Below are 16,863 nucleotides of genomic sequence, written 5' to 3'. Positions count from 1 at the left end.
AACGCAACCCCGAGGGGGCCTCATGCTCGACATCGACAAACTCAACGATTTCACCCAGAACCACGGCGAGCTGCGCCGCGGCCAGGGCTTGGTCACCGGCACGATCGCATTGAGCCTGGCCATCCTCTGCTTCCTGGGCGTGCTCGCCTTCCACTTTCCGCAGTACCTCACCACGCCGGAGCTGCGCAAGAGCTACAACGTGGACGTGATGCGCTACATCCTGCTCACGGCGCTGGTCATCGCGGGCGGGCTGTCGCTGGTGAACATCATCTTCAACCGCTCGCGCTGGCTGTCGTCGGCCGCGTTCCTGCTGGTGGCGGCCTCTGCGCTGCTGGGCGGGCACAAGGTGCCGGTGCATGACTTCGCCGACCACACGCCGTACATCGGGCTCGACTGGTTCATCCTCGACCTGCTGGGTTCCTCGCTGATCTTCATCTTCATCGAGAAGCTGTTCGCCCTGCGAAAAGACCAGCCGGTGTTCCGCGAAGAGTGGCAGACCGACTTCCACCACTTCGTGGTGAACCACATGATCGTGGGCTTCGTGCTGCTGGCCACCAACCTGATGGTGCACAAGCTCTTCGGCTGGGCCGCCAACGACGGCATCCGCGGCTGGGTCGGCAACCTGCCGTTCTGGGCCGGGCTGCTGCTGATCATCCTGGTGGCCGACCTTGTGCAGTACTGGACGCACCGCGCCTATCACGAGGTGCCCGTGCTGTGGCGCCTGCACGCGGTGCACCACAGCGTCAAGAGCATGGACTGGATGGCCGGCTCGCGCCAGCACATCCTGGAGCTGCTGATCACCCGCACGCTGGTGCTGGCGCCCATCTACGTGCTGGGCTTCAGCAAGGAAGTGATCGACGCCTACATCGTGGTGGTCGGCTTCCAGGCGGTGTTCAACCACTGCAACGTGAGCGTGCGGCTGGGCCCGCTGCGCTACCTGATCGTGACGCCCAATTTCCACCACTGGCACCACAGCCAGGACATCGAGGCGCTCGACAAGAACTATGCGGCGCACTACGCCTTCCTCGACTACATCTTCGGCACGGCCGTGAAGAGCACCAAGCTCTGGCCCGAGAAGTACGGCGTGCTGGGCGACTACGTGCCCAACGGTTTCTTCAAGCAGTTGAAGTTTCCGTTCGTCTGGAAGGGCTGATGCGCGCTGCCTTCAAGACCCGCGCGGCACTCGTGGCCGCGAGCGCCGTGCTGTTGTTACTGACGGCCTGTGCCACCCGGCTCGACCTGCCGTCCAAGGACGCGGGGCTGCGCCTGCGCATGCAGAGCTCGGTCATCGCGCCGGGCAACGGCGGCGAGCTGATCGCGGCAGACACGCTCGAGGCCGGCGACATCCTGCTGACCTCCATCGCCACGGTGAACTCCTTCGGCATCCGCCTGGGCACCTTCTCCCCGGTGAGCCACGCGGTGCTGTACCTCGGTGACGGCCAGATCGCCGAAGCCGTGGGCACGGGCGTGCGCGCCCGGCCGCTGGCCGAAGTGGTCGACGAGGAACAGATGGTCGTGGCCTTTCGCGTGCCCGGCGTGGACGCCGCCGGCGCCGCGCGGCTGCGCGAATGGGCGATGTCGCAGGTCGGCACGCGCTACAACACCGTGGGCGTGCTGCTGAACGCGCCCTTCGTGCTGAACCGCCGCCTGTGCGAACTGCCGCTGATGCCCGAGGCCGTGAGCAGCTACTGCATGAGCGGCATGGCGATGGTGCAACTGGGCGCGAGCCGCAACGACCAGTTCTTCTGCTCGCAGTTCGTGCTGGAGGCCTACAGGCAGGCCGGCCTGCCGATCACCCATGCCGACCCGCGCTGGGTCAGCCCGGCCGACCTGCTGCACATGCGCGAGGGCGACGTGCCCTCCATTGCCGCCACGCAGCCGCTGCGCTACGTGGGCCACCTGAAATACAACCCGCCGCCGCTGCTCGCGGCCGACGGCCCTTGAGCGCGGCGGACGTGTCCCACCGGTTCGACGTGGTCGTGATCGGTGCCGGTGCCGCGGGGCTGTTCTGCGCCGGCGTGGCGGGCCAGCGCGGACTCAAGGTGCTGTTGGTGGACCACAGCGAGAAGGTGGGCGAGAAGATCCGCATCTCGGGCGGCGGGCGCGCCAACTTCACGAATCGAGACCTCGACGTGCGGGCGCCGCAGCGCCACTTCATCGGCGACAACCCGAATTTCTGCCGCTCGGCGCTGTCGCGCTATGCGCCGCAGCAGTTCATCGAGCTGGTGCAGAAGCACGGCATCGCCTTCCACGAGAAGCACAAGGGGCAGCTGTTCTGCGACGGATCGTCGCAGCAGATCGTCGACATGCTGCTGGCCGAATGTGCCGCCGGCGGCGTCGAGCGGTGGCAGCCGTGCAAGATCGGAAACATAGCTTCGACGGGCTCCGGCAGCTATCAAATCGAGAGCAACCGAGGCCCGATCGAGACACCGAAGATCGTGGTCGCCACCGGCGGTCTGTCGATCCCGCAGATCGGCGCCACCGACTTCGGCTATCGCATCGCCGAGCAGTTCGGGCTGCGCGTGGTCACGCCGCGTCCAGCGCTGGTACCGCTGACCTTCGGCGGCGAAGCCTGGGAGCCGTATGCCGGACTGGCCGGGCTGGCGCTGCCGGTGCGCATCGAAACCGGGGCCAAGAAGGAAAAAATGGCCTTCCTCGAAGATCTGCTGTTCACCCATCGCGGGCTTTCCGGCCCGGCGGTGCTGCAGATTTCGAGCTACTGGAAGCCCGGCGCCCCGCTGACGCTGGACTTCGCCCCGGGCGTTGACGTGGCCGAGTCGCTGGGCGAAGCCAAGCTGCGCTCGAAGAAGCGCATCGCCAACGAACTCGCCACGCTGGTGCCCTCACGGCTGGCCGACGCTTGGGTCGGGCAGGATCCGGCCCTGCAGCGGCCGGTGAACGAAGCCGCCGACAAGGCGCTGGCCGCCCTGTCGGAGCGCATCGCGCGCTGGCAGATCACCCCCAGCGGCACGGAAGGCTACAAGAAAGCCGAAGTGACGGCCGGCGGCGTCGATACCCGCGATTTGTCCTCCCAGACGATGGAATCGAAGCAGCCCGGGCTGTTTTTCATCGGCGAAGTAGTCGATGTCACAGGCTGGCTGGGCGGATATAACTTCCAATGGGCATGGGCGAGCGCCCATGCTTGCGCAACCGCGCTATAATCGCGGGCTAACTCTTGGCCTCCCCTCAACGGCCGCACATGTTTTTCAGTTGAGGAACCCCGGCTTGGGGCCTCGATCTCTCCAGGCCAAATTCATTTCAACGATTCATCAATGACCACCATCCGCGTTAAAGAAAACGAGCCCTTCGACGTCGCACTGCGCCGTTTCAAGCGCACCATCGAAAAGCTCGGCCTGCTGACCGACCTGCGCGCCCGCGAGTTCTACGAAAAGCCGACCGCCGAGCGCAAGCGCAAGAAGGCCGCCGCGGTCAAGCGCCACTACAAGCGCGTGCGCAGCATGCAGCTGCCCAAGAAGCTGTACTAAGCAACGCCCCGGCGGCCGGCTCCAGACGAAAGTCAGCACCGCCGCCAAGTTGCCTCAGCCGCGCCAGGGAAACCTGCCGCGGCTTTTGTTTTTTCCGAAAGGTTGCCGAATGACACTCAAAGAACAGATCACCGAAGACATGAAGACGGCGATGCGCGCCAAGGACTCCGAGCGCCTGGCCACCATCCGCCTGCTGCTGGCCGCCATGAAGCAGAAGGAAGTCGACGAGCGCGTGGAGCTCGACGATGCCATGGTCGTCGCCATCGTCGACAAGATGGTCAAGCAGCGCAAGGACTCGATCGCCGCCTTCACCACCGGCGGCCGCGCCGACCTCGCCGACAAGGAAGCCGCCGAGATCAAGGTGCTGGAGGTCTATCTGCCCCAGCGCATGAGCGCCGATGAAACGGTGGCAGCCGTGAAGGCCATCGTGGCCGAGCTGGGCGCCAGCGGCCCTGGCGACATGGGCAAGGTGATGGGCGTGGTCAAGACCCGCCTGGCAGGCAAGGCCGACATGGGCCAGGTCAGCGCAGCGGTCAAGGCCGCTCTGACGGGCGCCTGATGATGACCGCCGGCAGCCCCACCGCCCCGATCCTCAAGGCCTGCGCCTGCCTGGTCGACGCGCGGGACCGGCTGCTGGTGTTCCGCCATCCCGAGGATGGCAACATGCAGCTCCCCAAGGGCACCATCGAGCCCGGCGAGTCGCCCGAAGCCGCGGTACGGCGCGAGCTGCTCGAAGAATCCGGCATCGACTACCGCGGCCCGCTGCAGTCGCTGGGCACGCTGGACCGCGAATGCGAGGCCGGTGTCGAAGGCAACACGCATCGCCACCCCCAGTTGTGGCACATCTTCCTCATGCGCGCCGAAAGCCCGCTGCCAGAGACCTTCGGCCATACGGCCACCGGCAGCCCCGAGGAAGAAGGCCTGGTGTTCGCCTTCCACTGGCTCGAAGCTGGCGACGCGCTCGACGACTTCGCCCTGCCCTACCGCCAGACCATCGAGCGCGTCCGCGCCGCCCTGCTGCTCGCCTCGGCCTGACTTCGGCTCACAAGCCGGCGCGCGCGGCCATGTAGAGCCCCAGCAGCGCCAGCCCGATCAGGAAGCAGCGCTTGAACACCGCCACCGACAGCCGCTGACGCAGCCAGGTCCCCAGCACCATGCCGCCGATGGCCGGCACCAGCATCGCGAACGACCCGCCCAGCGCCGACACCGGATAGCCCCCGTTCCCGGCCAGCCCGATGGCCAGCACCACCGTCGAGGTGGTGAACGAGATCCCCATCGCCTGGATCAGCGAATCGCGCTGGAACCCCAGTGCCTGCAGATACGGCACCGCCGGCACCGCGAACACCCCCGTCACCGCCGTCACCAGCCCCGTGACGATGCCCACCAGCGGCCCCATCCAGCGCGCCTGCGCGTCGCTCACATGCAGTTGCCGCCCGGTCAGCCCCCAGACCGCGTAGACCACCAGCGCCACCCCGAGCGCGAACGAAGCCCAGGCCCCGGCCGGCACGCCCAGCCACAGCGCCCCGCCCAGCGTGCCGATCACCACCCCTACCTGCATGCCGCCGATGCGCCGCAACACCGGCATGAAGGTCGCGCGCGGCCCGGTCTGCCAGATGTTGGTGACGAGCGAGGGCACGATCAGCAGCGCGGCCGCCTGCACCGGCGACATCCATAGTGCGAGCAGCCCCATCGACACCGTCGGCAGCCCCAGGCCGACCACGCCCTTGATCACCCCGGCCAGCAGGTACACCGCCGTGGCGGCGGCCCAGAAAGTCATCGCGTCGTTCGTTGGCATGGTCATCGCGGCCGAGTCTGCCGGGGAAGCCCGCGCCCGGAAATGCGGCATTCGCGCAGCCGGCCTCAGGCTCAGACTGAGGTTCCTGGTGCACACTCCGGCTGATCATGCGATTCGATCTCACCGACCTGCGGCTCTTCCTCAACGTGGTCGAGGCCGGCAGCCTCACCGGCGGCGCCGGCCGCTCGCACATGACGCTGGCCTCCGCCAGCCAGCGGGTGCGCGGCATGGAAGACGCGCTGGGCACGCCGCTGCTCACGCGCCATGCGCAAGGCGTGCGTGCCACCGAAGCCGGCCGCACGCTGCTGCACCATGCGCGCGTCGTGCTGCAGCAGATGGAGCGGCTGCGCGGCGAACTCGGCGAATACGGCCAGGGCCTCAAGGGCCACGTGCGCTTCATGTGCGGCACCTCGGCGCTGACCGAGCACCTGCCCGAGGTGCTCAGCCGCTTTCTCGCGCAGCATCCGCGCATCTCCGTCGACCTGGAGGAACGCGCCAGCCCCGACACCGTGGAAGCGCTGCGCGCGGGGCTGTGCGACATCGGCATCGTCTCCGACGCCATCGACAGCGAGGGCCTCGAATGCCACACCTTCAGGCGCGACGACCTCGTGCTCGTCATGCCGCGCGGCCACGCGCTGGCCGGGCGCCGGCGCCTGACGCTGGCCGAGGTGGTCGACAACGAATTCGTCGGCCTGCCCGCCGACAGCGCGCTGCAGCAGCTGATCACCCAGCATGTGCGCGCGCTCGGCAAGCACCTGGCCTACCGCGTGCGGGTGCGCAACTTCGAGGCCGTGTGCCGCATGGTCGAGTACGGCATCGGCGTGGGCATCGTGCCGCAGACGGCGGCCGAGCGGTGCGCCCGCTCGATGAAGATCGCCCGCGCCTCGCTCGCCGACAAATGGGCAGAGCGCACGCTCATGGCCTGCGTGCGCTCGTCGGAAGACTTGCCGCTCAATGCCCGGCGCATGCTCGAGCACCTGATCGCGCCGCCCGAAGACGCTACCACCCCGAAGAAGTGACAGGCCGCCCCTGCAGCGCCCGCGCCGCCACGAAGGCGTCGAAGGCCTCGCTGCTGGTCTTGCGCGGCACGTAGCCGAAGCGCGTCTTCAGCGCGGTATTGAGCAGCACCGGCCGGTAGCGCAGGAAGTCGAGCTGCTCCGGCCCGTAGCGGCTCACGCCCAGCGCCGAGCCCACCGACAGCGCGGCCTTCAGCACGCCCGCCGGCCAGTCGAGCGCGCGCTTGCCCAGGCGCGCCGCAATCTCGTGGATGGTCAATGCGCCGTCGCCCGCGAGGTTGTAGCAACCGGGCGTCGCACCGCTGAGCGCATGCGCGATGGCGCCCGTCACGTCCTCGTCCCACACGAACACGAACGGGCTCGCGCTGCCGCGAATGGCGATGAGCCGCTTCTTCTCGAACAGCGCGGTGATCTGGTTGTCGACCCGCTCGCCCAGGATGGTGCCGATGCGCAGCACCGTCTGCGCGAGCGCCGGATGCCGCCGGCGGTAGTCGGCCAGCATCTCTTCCACCTGGCGCTTGTGGTCCGCATAGGCGAACACCACGTTGCCGCGCAGGGGCCATGATTCGTCGATCCACGCGGGGTTGTCCGCGTGGTAGCCGTAGGCCGCGCCGCTCGACGACAACACGATGTGGCGCACGCCGTTGGCCACGCAGGCCTCGAGCACGTTGCGCGTGCCGCCCACGTCCACCGAATGCTCGAATGCGCGGTTCGAATCCTTGCCGGGCGTGACGATGGAAGCCAGGTGCACGACGGTGTCGATGGCGTGGTCGGCAATGGCGCCGGCGATGCCCGCGTCGCGCACGTCCTGCCGCAGGTAAACGACGCCCTCGAGCTGCCGTTCGGCGGGCACCTCGCGCACGTCCGCGCAGACCAGGGTTTCGAGCCGCCCTTGCGCCGCCAGCGCCGCGAGCACGCCGCGCCCCAGGAAACCGTCGCCGCCGGTCACCAGCACGCGGCGCGCCACGAGCCCTTCCCCGCTCATGGCTTCACGGGCCTGCGCCCCCACCAGCCCGCGAGCGCCAGTCCCGCGATGATGTCCCAGAAGCCCCACACGCCCGCCACCACGGCCATGCCGCCGAGCCCGCCGAAGAAGCTGAAGATCAGCACCAGCCCGAGCCCCGAGTTGCGGATGCCCACCTCGATGGCAACCGCGCGCCGGTCGTAGTCGCCCAGCCCCGAGAGCCGCGCGCACAGGTAGCCCGTGCCGAAGGCCAGCGCGTCATGAATCACCACGGCCAGCAGCACCAGCCCCACGTAGTCGAGGAAGAAGCGCCAGTTGCCCGCGATGGCACCCACGATGAACACGATCAGCGCGATGAAGCTCACCGCGCCCACCGGCTTCTTGATGCGCGCCGTGAGCGCCGGCAGCCTGTGCGAGCAGGCCACGCCCAGCACGAACGGAATGCCGATGATCATCACGATGTGGCCCAGCATGTCGAGCGGATCGAGCGCGATGGTCTTCAGCAGCGGCGCGGCGCTCGGGTGCAGGCCGCCCCAGAACGCGAAGTTCAGCGGCATCACCACGATGGAGATGGCGTTGGAAATGGCCGTCATCGACACCGACAGCGCCACGTTGCCGCGCGCGCGGTGCGTCAGGATCTGCGAGATGTTTCCCGGCGGGCAGCAGGCCACGAGGATCATGCCCAGCGCGATGCTCGGCCCCGGCTTCAGGATCAGCGTGAGCGCGAAGGTCACCGCCGGCAGCACCACAAACTGCGCGCCGATGCCCACCGCCATCGCGCCGGGCATGCGCGCCACGCGCTTGAAGTCCTCGATGCGGGTATCCAGCGCGATGCCGAACATCAGGAAGCCCAGCACCACGTTCAGCAGCACCAGCGAGGCCGGGTTGAAGTGCAGGCGTATCTCGTCGACGGGCAGCATGCGTGGAGCCTCCTCGCTCGTTCGTTCTTCTTCAGGCGGGGTCGGCCAGCGCGGCGGCCGCGTTGCGCACCGCCGCGCGGTAGGTGTCCTTGTGCACGTAGTACGCCATGCGCTCCAGCTGCAGGTAGCGGAAGCCGCCGGACAGGTCGGGCGGCGGCCCCTGCACCGCCGCGCGCAGGGCCTGTGCCTTGGGCGAGCCGGCGGCCTTTGCGCGGAAGTAGCGCGCCACCAGTTCGGCCTGCTCGTAGCGCCCCTGCCAGCCGATGCCGCTGGCCTCGATCATCCCGAGCACCGCGATGTTCTCGAAGCGCGGCGAGAAGATGTTGAGGTACAGGCGCGGCGCCATGCCCTGCCAGTTGAGCAGCTCGCGGTCGATGAACGGATAGTGCAGCGCATAGCCCGTGGCGGCCAGGATCAGGTCGTAGTCGCGCGCGCTGCCGTCCTTGAAGTGCACCGTGTGCCCGTCGAGCCGCGCGATGTCGCCGCGCACGCCGATGTCGCCGTGGCCCACGTGGTGCAACACCAGCGAGTTCACGATGGGGTGCGACTCGTACATCTTGTAGTCGGGCTTCGGAAAGCCGAAGCGCACCGGGTCTCCGGTGAACCACTTGAGCACCGTCGCGTCGATCTTCTGCTTCAGCCACGGCGGCAGCGGGCGCTTGCCGCCCAGCGTGTCCGCCGGCTTGCCGAACACGTACTTGGGCACGAAGTAGTAGCCGCGCCGCACCGAGATGTCGACACTCTTCGCGTAGTGCACCGCATCGACCGCGATGTCGCAACCCGAGTTGCCCGCGCCGACGATCAGCACGCGCTTGCCCTTGAAGAGTTCCGGGTGCTTGTAGTCGCTGGTGTGCAGCAGCTCGCCGTCGAATCTGCCTTCGAAGCCTGGCCGCTTGGGCTCGGCCAGCGTGCCGTTGGCGATGACCACGCCCTTGTACTCGGCGGTCTCGACGGTGCCGTCGCCGGCCTCGACGCTCACGCGCCAGAGCGTATCGGGTGCATCGCTCACCGGCTCGACGCGCAGCACGCGCGTGTTGAAGCGAAAGTGGTCGCGCAGCCCGAAGCGGTCGGCGAAGTCGCTGAAGTAGCGGCGCAGTTCGCGGTGGCTGGGGTAGTCGGCCACTGTGTCGGCCATCGGGAATTCCGCGAACTCGGTGGTGCGCTTGCTGGAGATCAGATGCGCCGAGTGATAGACCGTGGAGCGCGGGTTGTCGATGTCCCACAGCCCGCCCACGTCGCTGTGCGCCTCGAAGCCCTGGAACGGCACGCCGTGCTTGTGCAGGTTGCGCGCGCCGGCCAGACCGGAGGGGCCGGCGCCGATCAGCGCGATCTGTTCATGGGTCGGTACGGTGCTGGACATCAGGCGGGAGGTTCCTTCGAAAGACCAGGAATGGCCGTGGCGCCCGCCTCGCCCACACGCGGCTTGCGCGGCTGGCCGCGCAGCAGGCGGTCGTGCATTTTTTCGGGCAGCAGGTCGAGCGCCCTGGAGAGCCACCCGATGCGGCGCGGCAGCACGATCTTCTCGCGGCCCGCGCTCACCGCGGCCAAGAGCCGGCGCGCGGCCTCGTCGGCCTCGAGCAGCCCCGGCATCGCGAAGCGGTTGCCGGCCGTGAGCGCGGTGCGGATATAGCCGGGGCTCACGGTGTGCACCGTGAGTCCGGTCTCGCGCAGTTCGGCGCGCAGGCTCTCCAGATAGCGGATCAGGCCCGCCTTGCTCGCGCAATACGCGCCGTTGCCGGGCATGCCACGCCAGCCCGCGATGCTGGCCATGCCGAGGAGCGCGCCGCGCCGCTGCGCGCGCATCGCCGCCAGAAAAGGCTGGAAGGTGGTGGCCGCGCCCAGCAGGTTGATCTCGAGCATGCGGCGGAACACCGCGAGGTCGTCTGCTTCGGCGGTGTCGTAGCCGCCCGCGACGCCCGCGTTGGCGATCACGAGGTCGGGCACGCCGGCTCGCGCCATCCAGTCGGCCGCCATGGCCTGCATCGCCGGGCCGGAAGAAACATCGGGCGTGTATGCCGTACCCTGCGCCGGCGCGAGCGCGACCAGCTCGGCGAGCCTGCCTGCATCGAGCCCCACCAGCGCCACCTTGGCGCCCGCGCCGAGCAGTTCGCGCGCAAGCGCCTGGCCCAGGCCACCACAGGCTCCGGTGAGGACGACGTTGCGATACGGCAGAGGCAAGGGCATGGACGCGATGGCTCCGGGTGGCAAAACCCGGTCACTTTAGCCGCGCATGCGCGCCGCGCCCCCCGGCATTTCCCCTTGCCCGGAACCCGTTCGCTGAAGAAACGCTGAAGCCCTCAGGCCGCGGCTGGCTCCGGAAACTCGATCTGGATCTTCACGTCGGTCGCGCGTCCCGCGGCCGCTTCCTCGAAGGCTTTCACGCCGTCCTCGAACGCGAAGGTGCGCGAGATGAAAGGCTTCACGTCGACCTGCCCCGAGGCGATCAACGCCAGAGCGCGCGGAAAGATGTTGGCGTAGCGGAACACCGATTCGATGCGCGCCTCCTTCGCCTGGATGGCCACGATGTCGAAAGCCACCTTGTCGGCGGGTATGCCCACCATCACCAGGCAGCCGCCGGGGCACAGCAGCTCGAAGATGTTGTCGAATGCACGCGCGCTGCCGCTGGCCTCGAACACCACGTTGGCGCCCCAGCCGCCGGTCGAAGCCTTCACCGTGTCGGCAAGACTCGCATTGCGCACGTCGACGGTGGTCACTGCCGGGTTGTGCGCGAACAGCGCGAGCTTCTCGGGCACGAGGTCCGCGAGGATCACGCGCGCCGCGCCGCCCGCGAGCGCGGCCAGCGCCGTCATCGCGCCGATGGTGCCGGCGCCGATGACCACCGCCACGTCGCCCGGCTTCAGCGCCGCCTTCTTCGCGGCCTGCAGGCCGATGGCCAGCGGCTCGACGATGGCACCCTCGCCGAAGCTCACGTTGTCGGGCAGCCGGAAAGTGAAGGCCGCGGGATGCACCACGAAGGGCGTGAGGCAACCGTGAATCGGCGGCGTCGCCCAGAAGCGCACGGCCGGGTCGAGGTTGTAGATACCTTCTAGCGTGGCGCGCGAATCCATCCGGGGAATGCCGGGCTCCATGCACACGCGGTCGCCGGGCTTCAGGTGCGTCACCTCCGCGCCCACTTCGGCCACCACGCCAGAGGCCTCGTGGCCCAGGACCATGGGCTCGTCCACCACGTAGGGGCCGATGCCGCCATGCTGGTAGTAGTGAACGTCGCTGCCGCACACGCCCACCGTGTGCATGCGGATCTTCACGTCGCGCGGTCCCATTTCCAGGGGAAGCTCCACGTCGCGCAGCCGGAGCTCGTGCGCCTTTTCCAGAACCAGTGCTTTCATTTCTTTCGTCCTCGAAGGTGTGTCGGTTGTCAATGCAAGGGGTTATCGGCGCGCAGCAGCGAGGCGCCGGTGTCGATGTCGAACAAGTGCACCTGCGCCGGGTCGGCCACGAAGCGCACCGCGTCGCGCAGCCGCGGGCACAGGGCCGAGGGCATCAGCGCGGCGATTTCGCTCTCGCCCTGCCCGAAGCTCACCAGCACCTCGTTGCCCAGGTATTCGATGAGCTGAACCTCGCCGGCGAAGCCGCCGTCGCGGCCGTCCTGCGTGTCGGCTTGCAGGTGCGCGGGCCGCACGCCCAGGGTCACGCGCTCGCGGCCTTCCAGGGCGAAGCGGCGCGAGTCCACGCGCACCGTGCCCTCGCGGCCCGCCAGCTCGAAGTACCCGCCGGCGTCGCGCACCCGCATCTCGACCAGGTTCATCGGCGGCGTGCCGATGAAGCCGGCCACGAAGGCCGAACGCGGCCGCTCGAAGATCTCGCGCGGCGAACCGACCTGCTCGATGCGCCCGTCGCGCAGCAGCACGATGCGGTCGGCCAGCGTCATGGCCTCGTGCTGGTCGTGCGTGACGTACACGGTGGTGGTCTTCAGCGCCTGGTGCAGCCGCGCGATCTCGATGCGCATGTGGTTGCGCAGCTTGGCGTCGAGGTTCGACAAGGGCTCGTCGAAGAGAAACACCTTGGGCGTCTTGATCATCGCGCGCGCGATCGCCACGCGCTGCTGCTGTCCGCCCGACAGTTCGGCCGGCTTGCGCTGCAGGTAGCGCTCCAGGCCCAGCGTGTCCGACACCTCCTTGATGCGTGCATCGATCTCGGCCCTGGGCACCTTCTGCCGCTTGAGGCCGAAGGCGATGTTGTCGCGCACGCTCATGTGCGGATAGAGCGCGTAGTTCTGGAACACCATGGCAATGCCGCGTTCCTGCGGCGGCAGGTCGTTCACGCGCTGGCCGCCGATCATGAGGTCGCCGCCGGAGATGTCTTCCAGGCCCGCGAGCATCCGCAGGATGGTCGACTTGCCGCAGCCCGAGGGGCCGAGGAACACGACGAACTCGTTGTCCGACACGTCGAGGTCGAACTGGTGCACGACCTGCGTGTCGCCGTAGCGCTTGATGATGTTGTGACAGCTGATTGCGGACATGTTCTGCTTTTCCGGAAAATGAGGGACCGCCGTCATGCGGCGTCGCGCTTGCGCTTGAACGCGGCGTTGAGAAAACCGCTGAGCACGCCGACCATCAGCAGCGGCGGCAGCGACAGCAGGATGACCGAGGCATTCAGGATGCCCCACGGCACGTCGCGCCCGAGCTGGCTCAGCTCCGACGCCACGATGGGCAGCGTCTTGGCGTCCGACGTGGTGAGCATCAGCGCGATGAGGAACTCGTTCCACACCAGCACGAAGCCGAAGGCGATGGCGCCGACCAGCGAGCGCGCCGCAATCGGCAGCGCCACCTTGAAGAAGATCGCGTAGGGGCCGTAGCCGTCCACGCGGCCCGCCTCCTCCACCTCCTTGGGCACGGCCTTGAAGGCGGGTATGGCGAGCCAGATCACGGTCGAGAGCGTGAGCAGCGTGTAGGTGACGATCAACGCGAAGCGCGTGTCGTACAGCTCCAGCTGCAGCCAGATCACCATGAGCGGAATGGCCACGGCCACGGGCGGCAGGAAGCGCATCGACAGCACGAAGAACTGGATGTCGTCGGCCCAGCGCAGCGGATAGCGCGCGAGCGCATAGGCGGCCGGCAGGCCCAGCAAGGCGCCAACGATCACCGCCGCCCCCACCACCACGATGGAGTTGACCAAACCCTGCGCCACCGCCTCGCGGCTGAGCACATAGACGTAGTTCTCCAGCGTCGGCGTGAAGAACAGCTTGGGCACCGCCGAGACGATGTCCACCCGGTTCTTGAACGAGTTCAAGAAGGTCCAGAGCACGGGCACCAGCGCGGAGAGCCCGGCGACGATGAGCACGAGCCGCGCGAACAGCGTGCCGACGGAAATCTTCTTCTTTGCGACAGCGCTCATTTCGGCCGCGTCCATTTCCAGATGTAGGTGAACGCGACGGTCGAGGCGACCATCATCAGCACCGCCATGCCCGAGGCATATGAGATACGGCCCGACTCGATGAAGCCTTGCGAGAAGGCGTACATGTCCAGCGTCTCGGTCGAGATGCCGGGCCCGCCGCGCGTCATCACGTAGATCAGGTCGAAGGCGCGCAGCGACTCGACCATCTTCACGAAAGTCAGGCTCACGAGCGGCGCCTTCAGCATCGGCAGCGCCACGTAGGCGTAGACCTCCCAGGTCCTGGCGTGGTCCATGCGCGCGGCCTCGAAGGGCTGCGGCGGCAAGGTTTCGAGCAGCTTGAGCACGATGACGGCGAAGAACAGCCCCCACTGCCACACGTCCACGAAGGCCACGGTGAACAGCGCCGTGAGCGGGCTGGCCAGCAGGTCCAGCGGTTCGCCGGTGATGGCCTTGTAGGGATACGTCAGCAGGCCGAACAGCGGATGGAAGGCGAACTTCCACACGAAGGCCGCCGACACGCGCGGCAGCAGCACCGGCACGATGAACAGCATCGACAGCACGTTGCGCCAGCGCGGCGTGGTGCACTGGTGCAGCAATACGCCCAGCAGCACCGCGAGGCCCATGGTGGCGCTGACGGTCAGCACTTCCCACACCAACGACACGCGCACGGAGTTCAGAAAGCGCCGGTCCGAGAACAGCTGGATGTAGTTCGAGAACCAGACCCAGCCCGTATCCGCCTGCCCCAGTTCACGGTCCTGCAGCGAGATGCCGATGGCGAAGAGCGTGGGTACCAGTGCCAGCACCGCCAGCACCAGCAGCCCGGGCCCGATGAAGACGAGCGGCAGCCGCGTCGTCTTCCTTCTTTTCTCCCTGGGCGCCATTACTTCTTGCGCCGCGCGACCAGCTGCTTGGCGTAGGCGTCGAGTTCGTCGAGCCCGCCCTTGATGTCGGTGCGCGAGCCGGTGATCAGCTCTTCCAGGATGATCCCCCAGCGGTCGCCGAGGTCGGGCCAGGCCGGGTCCTGCCAGAAGTTCACGGCCGTGAGCTTGCCGGTGTCGGCCAGCGCCTTGCCCAGGTCGGCGCCGTAGCGCTTGGCGAACTCGGGGCTGGACAGCACGCTGGTGCGGTTGAGCTCGCCGAACTGGCCTTCCGCGAGGCGGCGCTGCTCCTGCTTCTTCGAGGTGGCCCAGGCCACGAACAGGCCCGCGCACTTCTTCGCTTCCTCGGTCTTGTTGGCCTTGGCGCCGATGGCCAGCCCGTGGCCGTAGCCGCCGCCGGTCAATGGCGAAGGCGGCGGCAGGTAGGCGACCTTGCCGATCACGGTCGACATCTTCGGGTCGAGCGCATTGCCGGCCAGCGGCGTCGATTCGATCAGCATCGCCACCTTGCCCGCGAGGAAAGCGCCGGTGGCTTCGTCCCAGCCGCCGGTCTTGGTGCCGGGCGCGGAATACTTGAAGAGATCGAGATAGGTCTGCGTGGCCTTCACCGCGGCGGGCGAGTCGAACACGGGCTTGTCGCCGTCGAACCACTGGCCGCCGTAGCCGCGGAAGAACGGCATCCAGCGCCACACGTTGGCGCCCGAGCCGCGCTGGCCGCGCAACGCCACGCCGTAGACGCCGTTGGCCGGGTCGTTGAGCTTCTTCGCGGCCTCGGCAAATTCCTCCAGCGTAGTCGGCGGCTTGATGCCGGCCTTCTCGAGCAGGTCTTTGCGGTAGACCAGCAGGTCGCCGCCGCCGGTGAGCGGCGCGAACCAGGCCTGGCCGTCGAAGGTGGCGACCTTCTGGCGGCCGGGGTCGAAGTCGGCATAGTCGTAGTCGGCGGGGTAGTACCTGGCCAGCGGCACGATCCACTTCGACTGGGCGAACAGCGGCACGTTGGCCTCGTCGACGTAGTACACGTTGTACTTGCCCACCGTCGAGGCGTCGGCGCGGGTCTTGGTGCGGCGGTCGTTCTCGTTGAGGTTGTCGATGTTGAACGAGGCGCCGCTGAGGGCCTTGAACTCGTCCTTGTACTTTTCGAGCAGGGTCAGCCCGTCACGGGGCTGGGACAGGACGCGCACGTCCTCCTTGCAGACCTGCTGGGCCTGGGCCGTGGCGCCCCAGGCGGCCAGCACCGCCAGCAGCAGCGCGCAACCGGTCGACCGGATCGGGTTGTGAATAGCCGTCATCGCTTTGTCTCCTGTGAGCCTGCCCTGGATTGCCCCCGGATCGGGGCGCGGACAGGTGGGAGGAAGCGTAGGCAGCACGGGCCGGCCATCGCGTACAGGCCAGCCGGGCGACTGGTATTTTGATGACCACCCGGGGTGGGGTTTTGCCGAGGTCGGGCAGCCCCGTATCAGGCGGGTATCAGGCGGGCATCAGGCCGCCGTCAGCGGTGGCGGCGTGTGCCGGCCGCTGCGCAGGCCGAAGCGGTCCTGCGCCTGGTAGCGGTAGGCCGACGGGGTCATGCCCTTGAGCTGCAGGAAGCGGCGGTTGAAGTTCGCCAGGTTGGCGAAGCCGACCTCGTAGCAGATGTCGCTCACCAGCCGGTCGGAGGTCTGCAGCATCTCGCAGGCCTTGGCGATGCGCAGTCGCGTGACGAAGTCGGTGAAGGTGGCACCCATGTGCTTGTGAAAGTAGCGCGAGAAGCTGCTTTCGGCCATGTTGGCCACGGCGCACACGGCGGGCAGCGACAGCTCTTCGGTCAGGTGCTGGTCGAGGTAGTCGAGCACGCGGCGCATGCGTGTGTTGGCGCTGGGGTCTTCGCCGGCCGGCTCGGCGGTGCTCGAAATCTGGCGCCAGTCGGGCCAGCGGGCCAGCTCGTGCAGCAGGCCGATGAACTCGGCCAGCCGGGCCATGCCCTCCTTGGCCTGCACCTGCAGGAAACGTTCGCGCACCAGGGCATGGATGCCGAAGAACTCGATGCCCAGCTTCGCGCGGTCGAGCATCGGCAGCACCGCCTTCAACTCCGGGAACAGGTCGGTGCCCTTGCGCAGCGGCTCGTCGCGGAAATGGATGACCATGCTGCGCTCGGCGATGCCCTCGGGCGGCACGTCGTGCGATATCCATGTGTGCGGCAGCCGGGCGCCCACCAAGGCGACGTAGCCGGGCTCGAAGCGGCCGATGTGGTCGCCCACGAAGGCGTCGCCGCTGCTGCGGTTGATGCACTGCAGCTCGTATTCGTCGTGGTAGTGCCAGCAGTCGAAGGGCCAGGGCACGCCGTGCTGCAGGCAGCGCACCGAGCTGCCGGCCGCCGGCTCGAAGCCCAGCCGGGGGTCCCGCAGCAGCTCGTGCTCCAGTTCCGGCTTGCGCGCTGCGTTGTGCCTCATGGTGGGACGAGCCTTCGCGCG

18 protein-coding genes are annotated in these 16,863 nt (G+C 68.1%); 7 read left to right on the top strand and 11 right to left on the bottom strand.

Features of this window, described 5'->3' with window-relative positions; all coding sequences use genetic code 11:
• Nucleotides 1-22: 22 nt before the first annotated feature.
• The 6 genes from L3V85_RS13780 (at nt 23) to L3V85_RS13755 (ending at nt 4,520) form a co-directional block, all read left to right on the top strand.
• On the top strand, nt 23-1,153 hold the full coding sequence (locus L3V85_RS13780; protein WP_237679746.1) for a sterol desaturase family protein: 1,131 nt from the start codon (nt 23-25) through the stop codon (nt 1,151-1,153).
• The gene (locus L3V85_RS13775) at nt 1,153-1,944 is read left to right on the top strand and encodes a YaeF family permuted papain-like enzyme (protein WP_237679745.1); all 792 of its coding nucleotides are present in this window, start codon (nt 1,153-1,155) and stop codon (nt 1,942-1,944) included. Before L3V85_RS13780 ends, L3V85_RS13775 begins: the two co-directional genes overlap by 1 nt.
• 29 nt (nt 1,945-1,973) lie before the next feature.
• A complete protein-coding gene (locus tag L3V85_RS13770; RefSeq protein ID WP_237680561.1) occupies nt 1,974-3,161 on the top strand; it encodes an NAD(P)/FAD-dependent oxidoreductase in 1,188 nt (395 codons plus the stop codon).
• Between the two features lie 111 nt (nt 3,162-3,272).
• Nucleotides 3,273-3,485, top strand: a complete 213-nt coding sequence (gene rpsU, locus L3V85_RS13765; protein ID WP_007833691.1) for a 30S ribosomal protein S21 — start codon at nt 3,273-3,275, stop codon at nt 3,483-3,485.
• A gap of 109 nt (nt 3,486-3,594) precedes the next feature.
• Nucleotides 3,595-4,044 carry a GatB/YqeY domain-containing protein gene (locus tag L3V85_RS13760; RefSeq protein ID WP_081266549.1) on the top strand — a complete coding sequence of 150 codons (450 nt, stop codon included), beginning with the start codon at nt 3,595-3,597 and terminating at the stop codon, nt 4,042-4,044.
• Nucleotides 4,044-4,520 (top strand): NUDIX domain-containing protein, encoded by a 477-nt coding sequence (locus L3V85_RS13755; protein ID WP_237679744.1) that lies wholly within the window; start codon nt 4,044-4,046, stop codon nt 4,518-4,520. The genes L3V85_RS13760 and L3V85_RS13755 overlap by 1 nt, the downstream gene beginning before the upstream one ends.
• 7 nt (nt 4,521-4,527) lie before the next feature.
• Here the strand turns inward: L3V85_RS13755 and L3V85_RS13750 are convergent, their stop codons facing one another.
• Nucleotides 4,528-5,286: a sulfite exporter TauE/SafE family protein gene (locus tag L3V85_RS13750; RefSeq protein WP_237679743.1), complete on the bottom strand. Its 759-nt coding sequence runs from the start codon at nt 5,284-5,286 to the stop codon at nt 4,528-4,530.
• A gap of 101 nt (nt 5,287-5,387) precedes the next feature.
• Here L3V85_RS13750 and L3V85_RS13745 point away from each other — a divergent pair, with 101 nt between their 5' ends.
• Nucleotides 5,388-6,299, top strand: coding sequence for a LysR family transcriptional regulator (locus L3V85_RS13745; RefSeq protein ID WP_237679742.1), 912 nt, complete (start codon nt 5,388-5,390; stop codon nt 6,297-6,299).
• Here the strand turns inward: L3V85_RS13745 and L3V85_RS13740 are convergent.
• The 10 genes from L3V85_RS13740 to L3V85_RS13695 form a co-directional block, all read right to left on the bottom strand.
• Nucleotides 6,280-7,281 carry an SDR family oxidoreductase gene (locus tag L3V85_RS13740; protein WP_237679741.1) on the bottom strand — a complete coding sequence of 334 codons (1,002 nt, stop codon included), beginning with the start codon at nt 7,279-7,281 and terminating at the stop codon, nt 6,280-6,282. The genes L3V85_RS13745 and L3V85_RS13740 overlap by 20 nt on opposite strands.
• Nucleotides 7,278-8,180 (bottom strand): bile acid:sodium symporter family protein, encoded by a 903-nt coding sequence (locus L3V85_RS13735; RefSeq protein WP_237679740.1) that lies wholly within the window; start codon nt 8,178-8,180, stop codon nt 7,278-7,280. Before L3V85_RS13735 ends, L3V85_RS13740 begins: the two co-directional genes overlap by 4 nt.
• 31 nt (nt 8,181-8,211) lie before the next feature.
• The gene (locus L3V85_RS13730) at nt 8,212-9,540 is read right to left on the bottom strand and encodes a flavin-containing monooxygenase (RefSeq protein WP_237679739.1); all 1,329 of its coding nucleotides are present in this window, start codon (nt 9,538-9,540) and stop codon (nt 8,212-8,214) included.
• The gene (locus tag L3V85_RS13725; RefSeq protein ID WP_237679738.1) at nt 9,540-10,364 is read right to left on the bottom strand and encodes an SDR family oxidoreductase; all 825 of its coding nucleotides are present in this window, start codon (nt 10,362-10,364) and stop codon (nt 9,540-9,542) included. The genes L3V85_RS13730 and L3V85_RS13725 overlap by 1 nt, the downstream gene beginning before the upstream one ends.
• A 113-nt stretch (nt 10,365-10,477) precedes the next feature.
• Entirely contained in the window at nt 10,478-11,527 is a 1,050-nt protein-coding gene (locus L3V85_RS13720; protein ID WP_237679737.1) for an NAD(P)-dependent alcohol dehydrogenase, read from the bottom strand.
• A 29-nt stretch (nt 11,528-11,556) separates the two neighbouring features.
• Nucleotides 11,557-12,660 (bottom strand): ABC transporter ATP-binding protein, encoded by a 1,104-nt coding sequence (locus L3V85_RS13715; protein ID WP_237679736.1) that lies wholly within the window; start codon nt 12,658-12,660, stop codon nt 11,557-11,559.
• Nucleotides 12,661-12,692: 32 nt separating this feature from the next.
• On the bottom strand, nt 12,693-13,535 hold the full coding sequence (locus L3V85_RS13710) for a carbohydrate ABC transporter permease (protein WP_237679735.1): 843 nt from the start codon (nt 13,533-13,535) through the stop codon (nt 12,693-12,695).
• Nucleotides 13,532-14,416, bottom strand: coding sequence for a carbohydrate ABC transporter permease (locus L3V85_RS13705; RefSeq protein ID WP_237679734.1), 885 nt, complete (start codon nt 14,414-14,416; stop codon nt 13,532-13,534). Before L3V85_RS13705 ends, L3V85_RS13710 begins: the two co-directional genes overlap by 4 nt.
• Nucleotides 14,416-15,702, bottom strand: coding sequence for an ABC transporter substrate-binding protein (locus tag L3V85_RS13700; RefSeq protein WP_237679733.1), 1,287 nt, complete (start codon nt 15,700-15,702; stop codon nt 14,416-14,418). The genes L3V85_RS13705 and L3V85_RS13700 overlap by 1 nt, the downstream gene beginning before the upstream one ends.
• A 189-nt stretch (nt 15,703-15,891) precedes the next feature.
• Nucleotides 15,892-16,842 (bottom strand): helix-turn-helix domain-containing protein, encoded by a 951-nt coding sequence (locus tag L3V85_RS13695; RefSeq protein ID WP_237679732.1) that lies wholly within the window; start codon nt 16,840-16,842, stop codon nt 15,892-15,894.
• Nucleotides 16,843-16,863: the final 21 nt, after the last annotated feature.

It is taken from the genome of Variovorax paradoxus, from assembly GCF_022009635.1.
In the GTDB taxonomy this organism is placed as follows: domain Bacteria; phylum Pseudomonadota; class Gammaproteobacteria; order Burkholderiales; family Burkholderiaceae_C; genus Variovorax.
Note: the sequence above shows the minus strand (reverse complement) of the source record. Positions and strands in the feature narration are given on the sequence as shown.

Bases quoted from the DNA above. Each gene is read 5' to 3' on its own strand.
- L3V85_RS13780 (WP_237679746.1), top strand. From the start codon at position 23: ATGCTCGACATCGACAAACTCAACGATTTCACCCAGAACCACGGCGAG.
- L3V85_RS13775 (WP_237679745.1), top strand. From the start codon at position 1,153: ATGCGCGCTGCCTTCAAGACCCGCGCGGCACTCGTGGCCGCGAGCGCC.
- rpsU (WP_007833691.1), top strand. From the start codon at position 3,273: ATGACCACCATCCGCGTTAAAGAAAACGAGCCCTTCGACGTCGCACTG.
- L3V85_RS13760 (WP_081266549.1), top strand. From the start codon at position 3,595: ATGACACTCAAAGAACAGATCACCGAAGACATGAAGACGGCGATGCGC.
- L3V85_RS13755 (WP_237679744.1), top strand. From the start codon at position 4,044: ATGATGACCGCCGGCAGCCCCACCGCCCCGATCCTCAAGGCCTGCGCC.
- L3V85_RS13750 (WP_237679743.1), bottom strand. From the start codon at position 5,286: ATGACCATGCCAACGAACGACGCGATGACTTTCTGGGCCGCCGCCACG.
- L3V85_RS13745 (WP_237679742.1), top strand. From the start codon at position 5,388: ATGCGATTCGATCTCACCGACCTGCGGCTCTTCCTCAACGTGGTCGAG.
- L3V85_RS13740 (WP_237679741.1), bottom strand. From the start codon at position 7,281: ATGAGCGGGGAAGGGCTCGTGGCGCGCCGCGTGCTGGTGACCGGCGGC.
- L3V85_RS13735 (WP_237679740.1), bottom strand. From the start codon at position 8,180: ATGCTGCCCGTCGACGAGATACGCCTGCACTTCAACCCGGCCTCGCTG.
- L3V85_RS13730 (WP_237679739.1), bottom strand. From the start codon at position 9,540: ATGTCCAGCACCGTACCGACCCATGAACAGATCGCGCTGATCGGCGCC.
- L3V85_RS13725 (WP_237679738.1), bottom strand. From the start codon at position 10,364: ATGCCCTTGCCTCTGCCGTATCGCAACGTCGTCCTCACCGGAGCCTGT.
- L3V85_RS13720 (WP_237679737.1), bottom strand. From the start codon at position 11,527: ATGAAAGCACTGGTTCTGGAAAAGGCGCACGAGCTCCGGCTGCGCGAC.
- L3V85_RS13715 (WP_237679736.1), bottom strand. From the start codon at position 12,660: ATGTCCGCAATCAGCTGTCACAACATCATCAAGCGCTACGGCGACACG.
- L3V85_RS13710 (WP_237679735.1), bottom strand. From the start codon at position 13,535: ATGAGCGCTGTCGCAAAGAAGAAGATTTCCGTCGGCACGCTGTTCGCG.
- L3V85_RS13705 (WP_237679734.1), bottom strand. From the start codon at position 14,416: ATGGCGCCCAGGGAGAAAAGAAGGAAGACGACGCGGCTGCCGCTCGTC.
- L3V85_RS13700 (WP_237679733.1), bottom strand. From the start codon at position 15,702: ATGACGGCTATTCACAACCCGATCCGGTCGACCGGTTGCGCGCTGCTG.
- L3V85_RS13695 (WP_237679732.1), bottom strand. From the start codon at position 16,842: ATGAGGCACAACGCAGCGCGCAAGCCGGAACTGGAGCACGAGCTGCTG.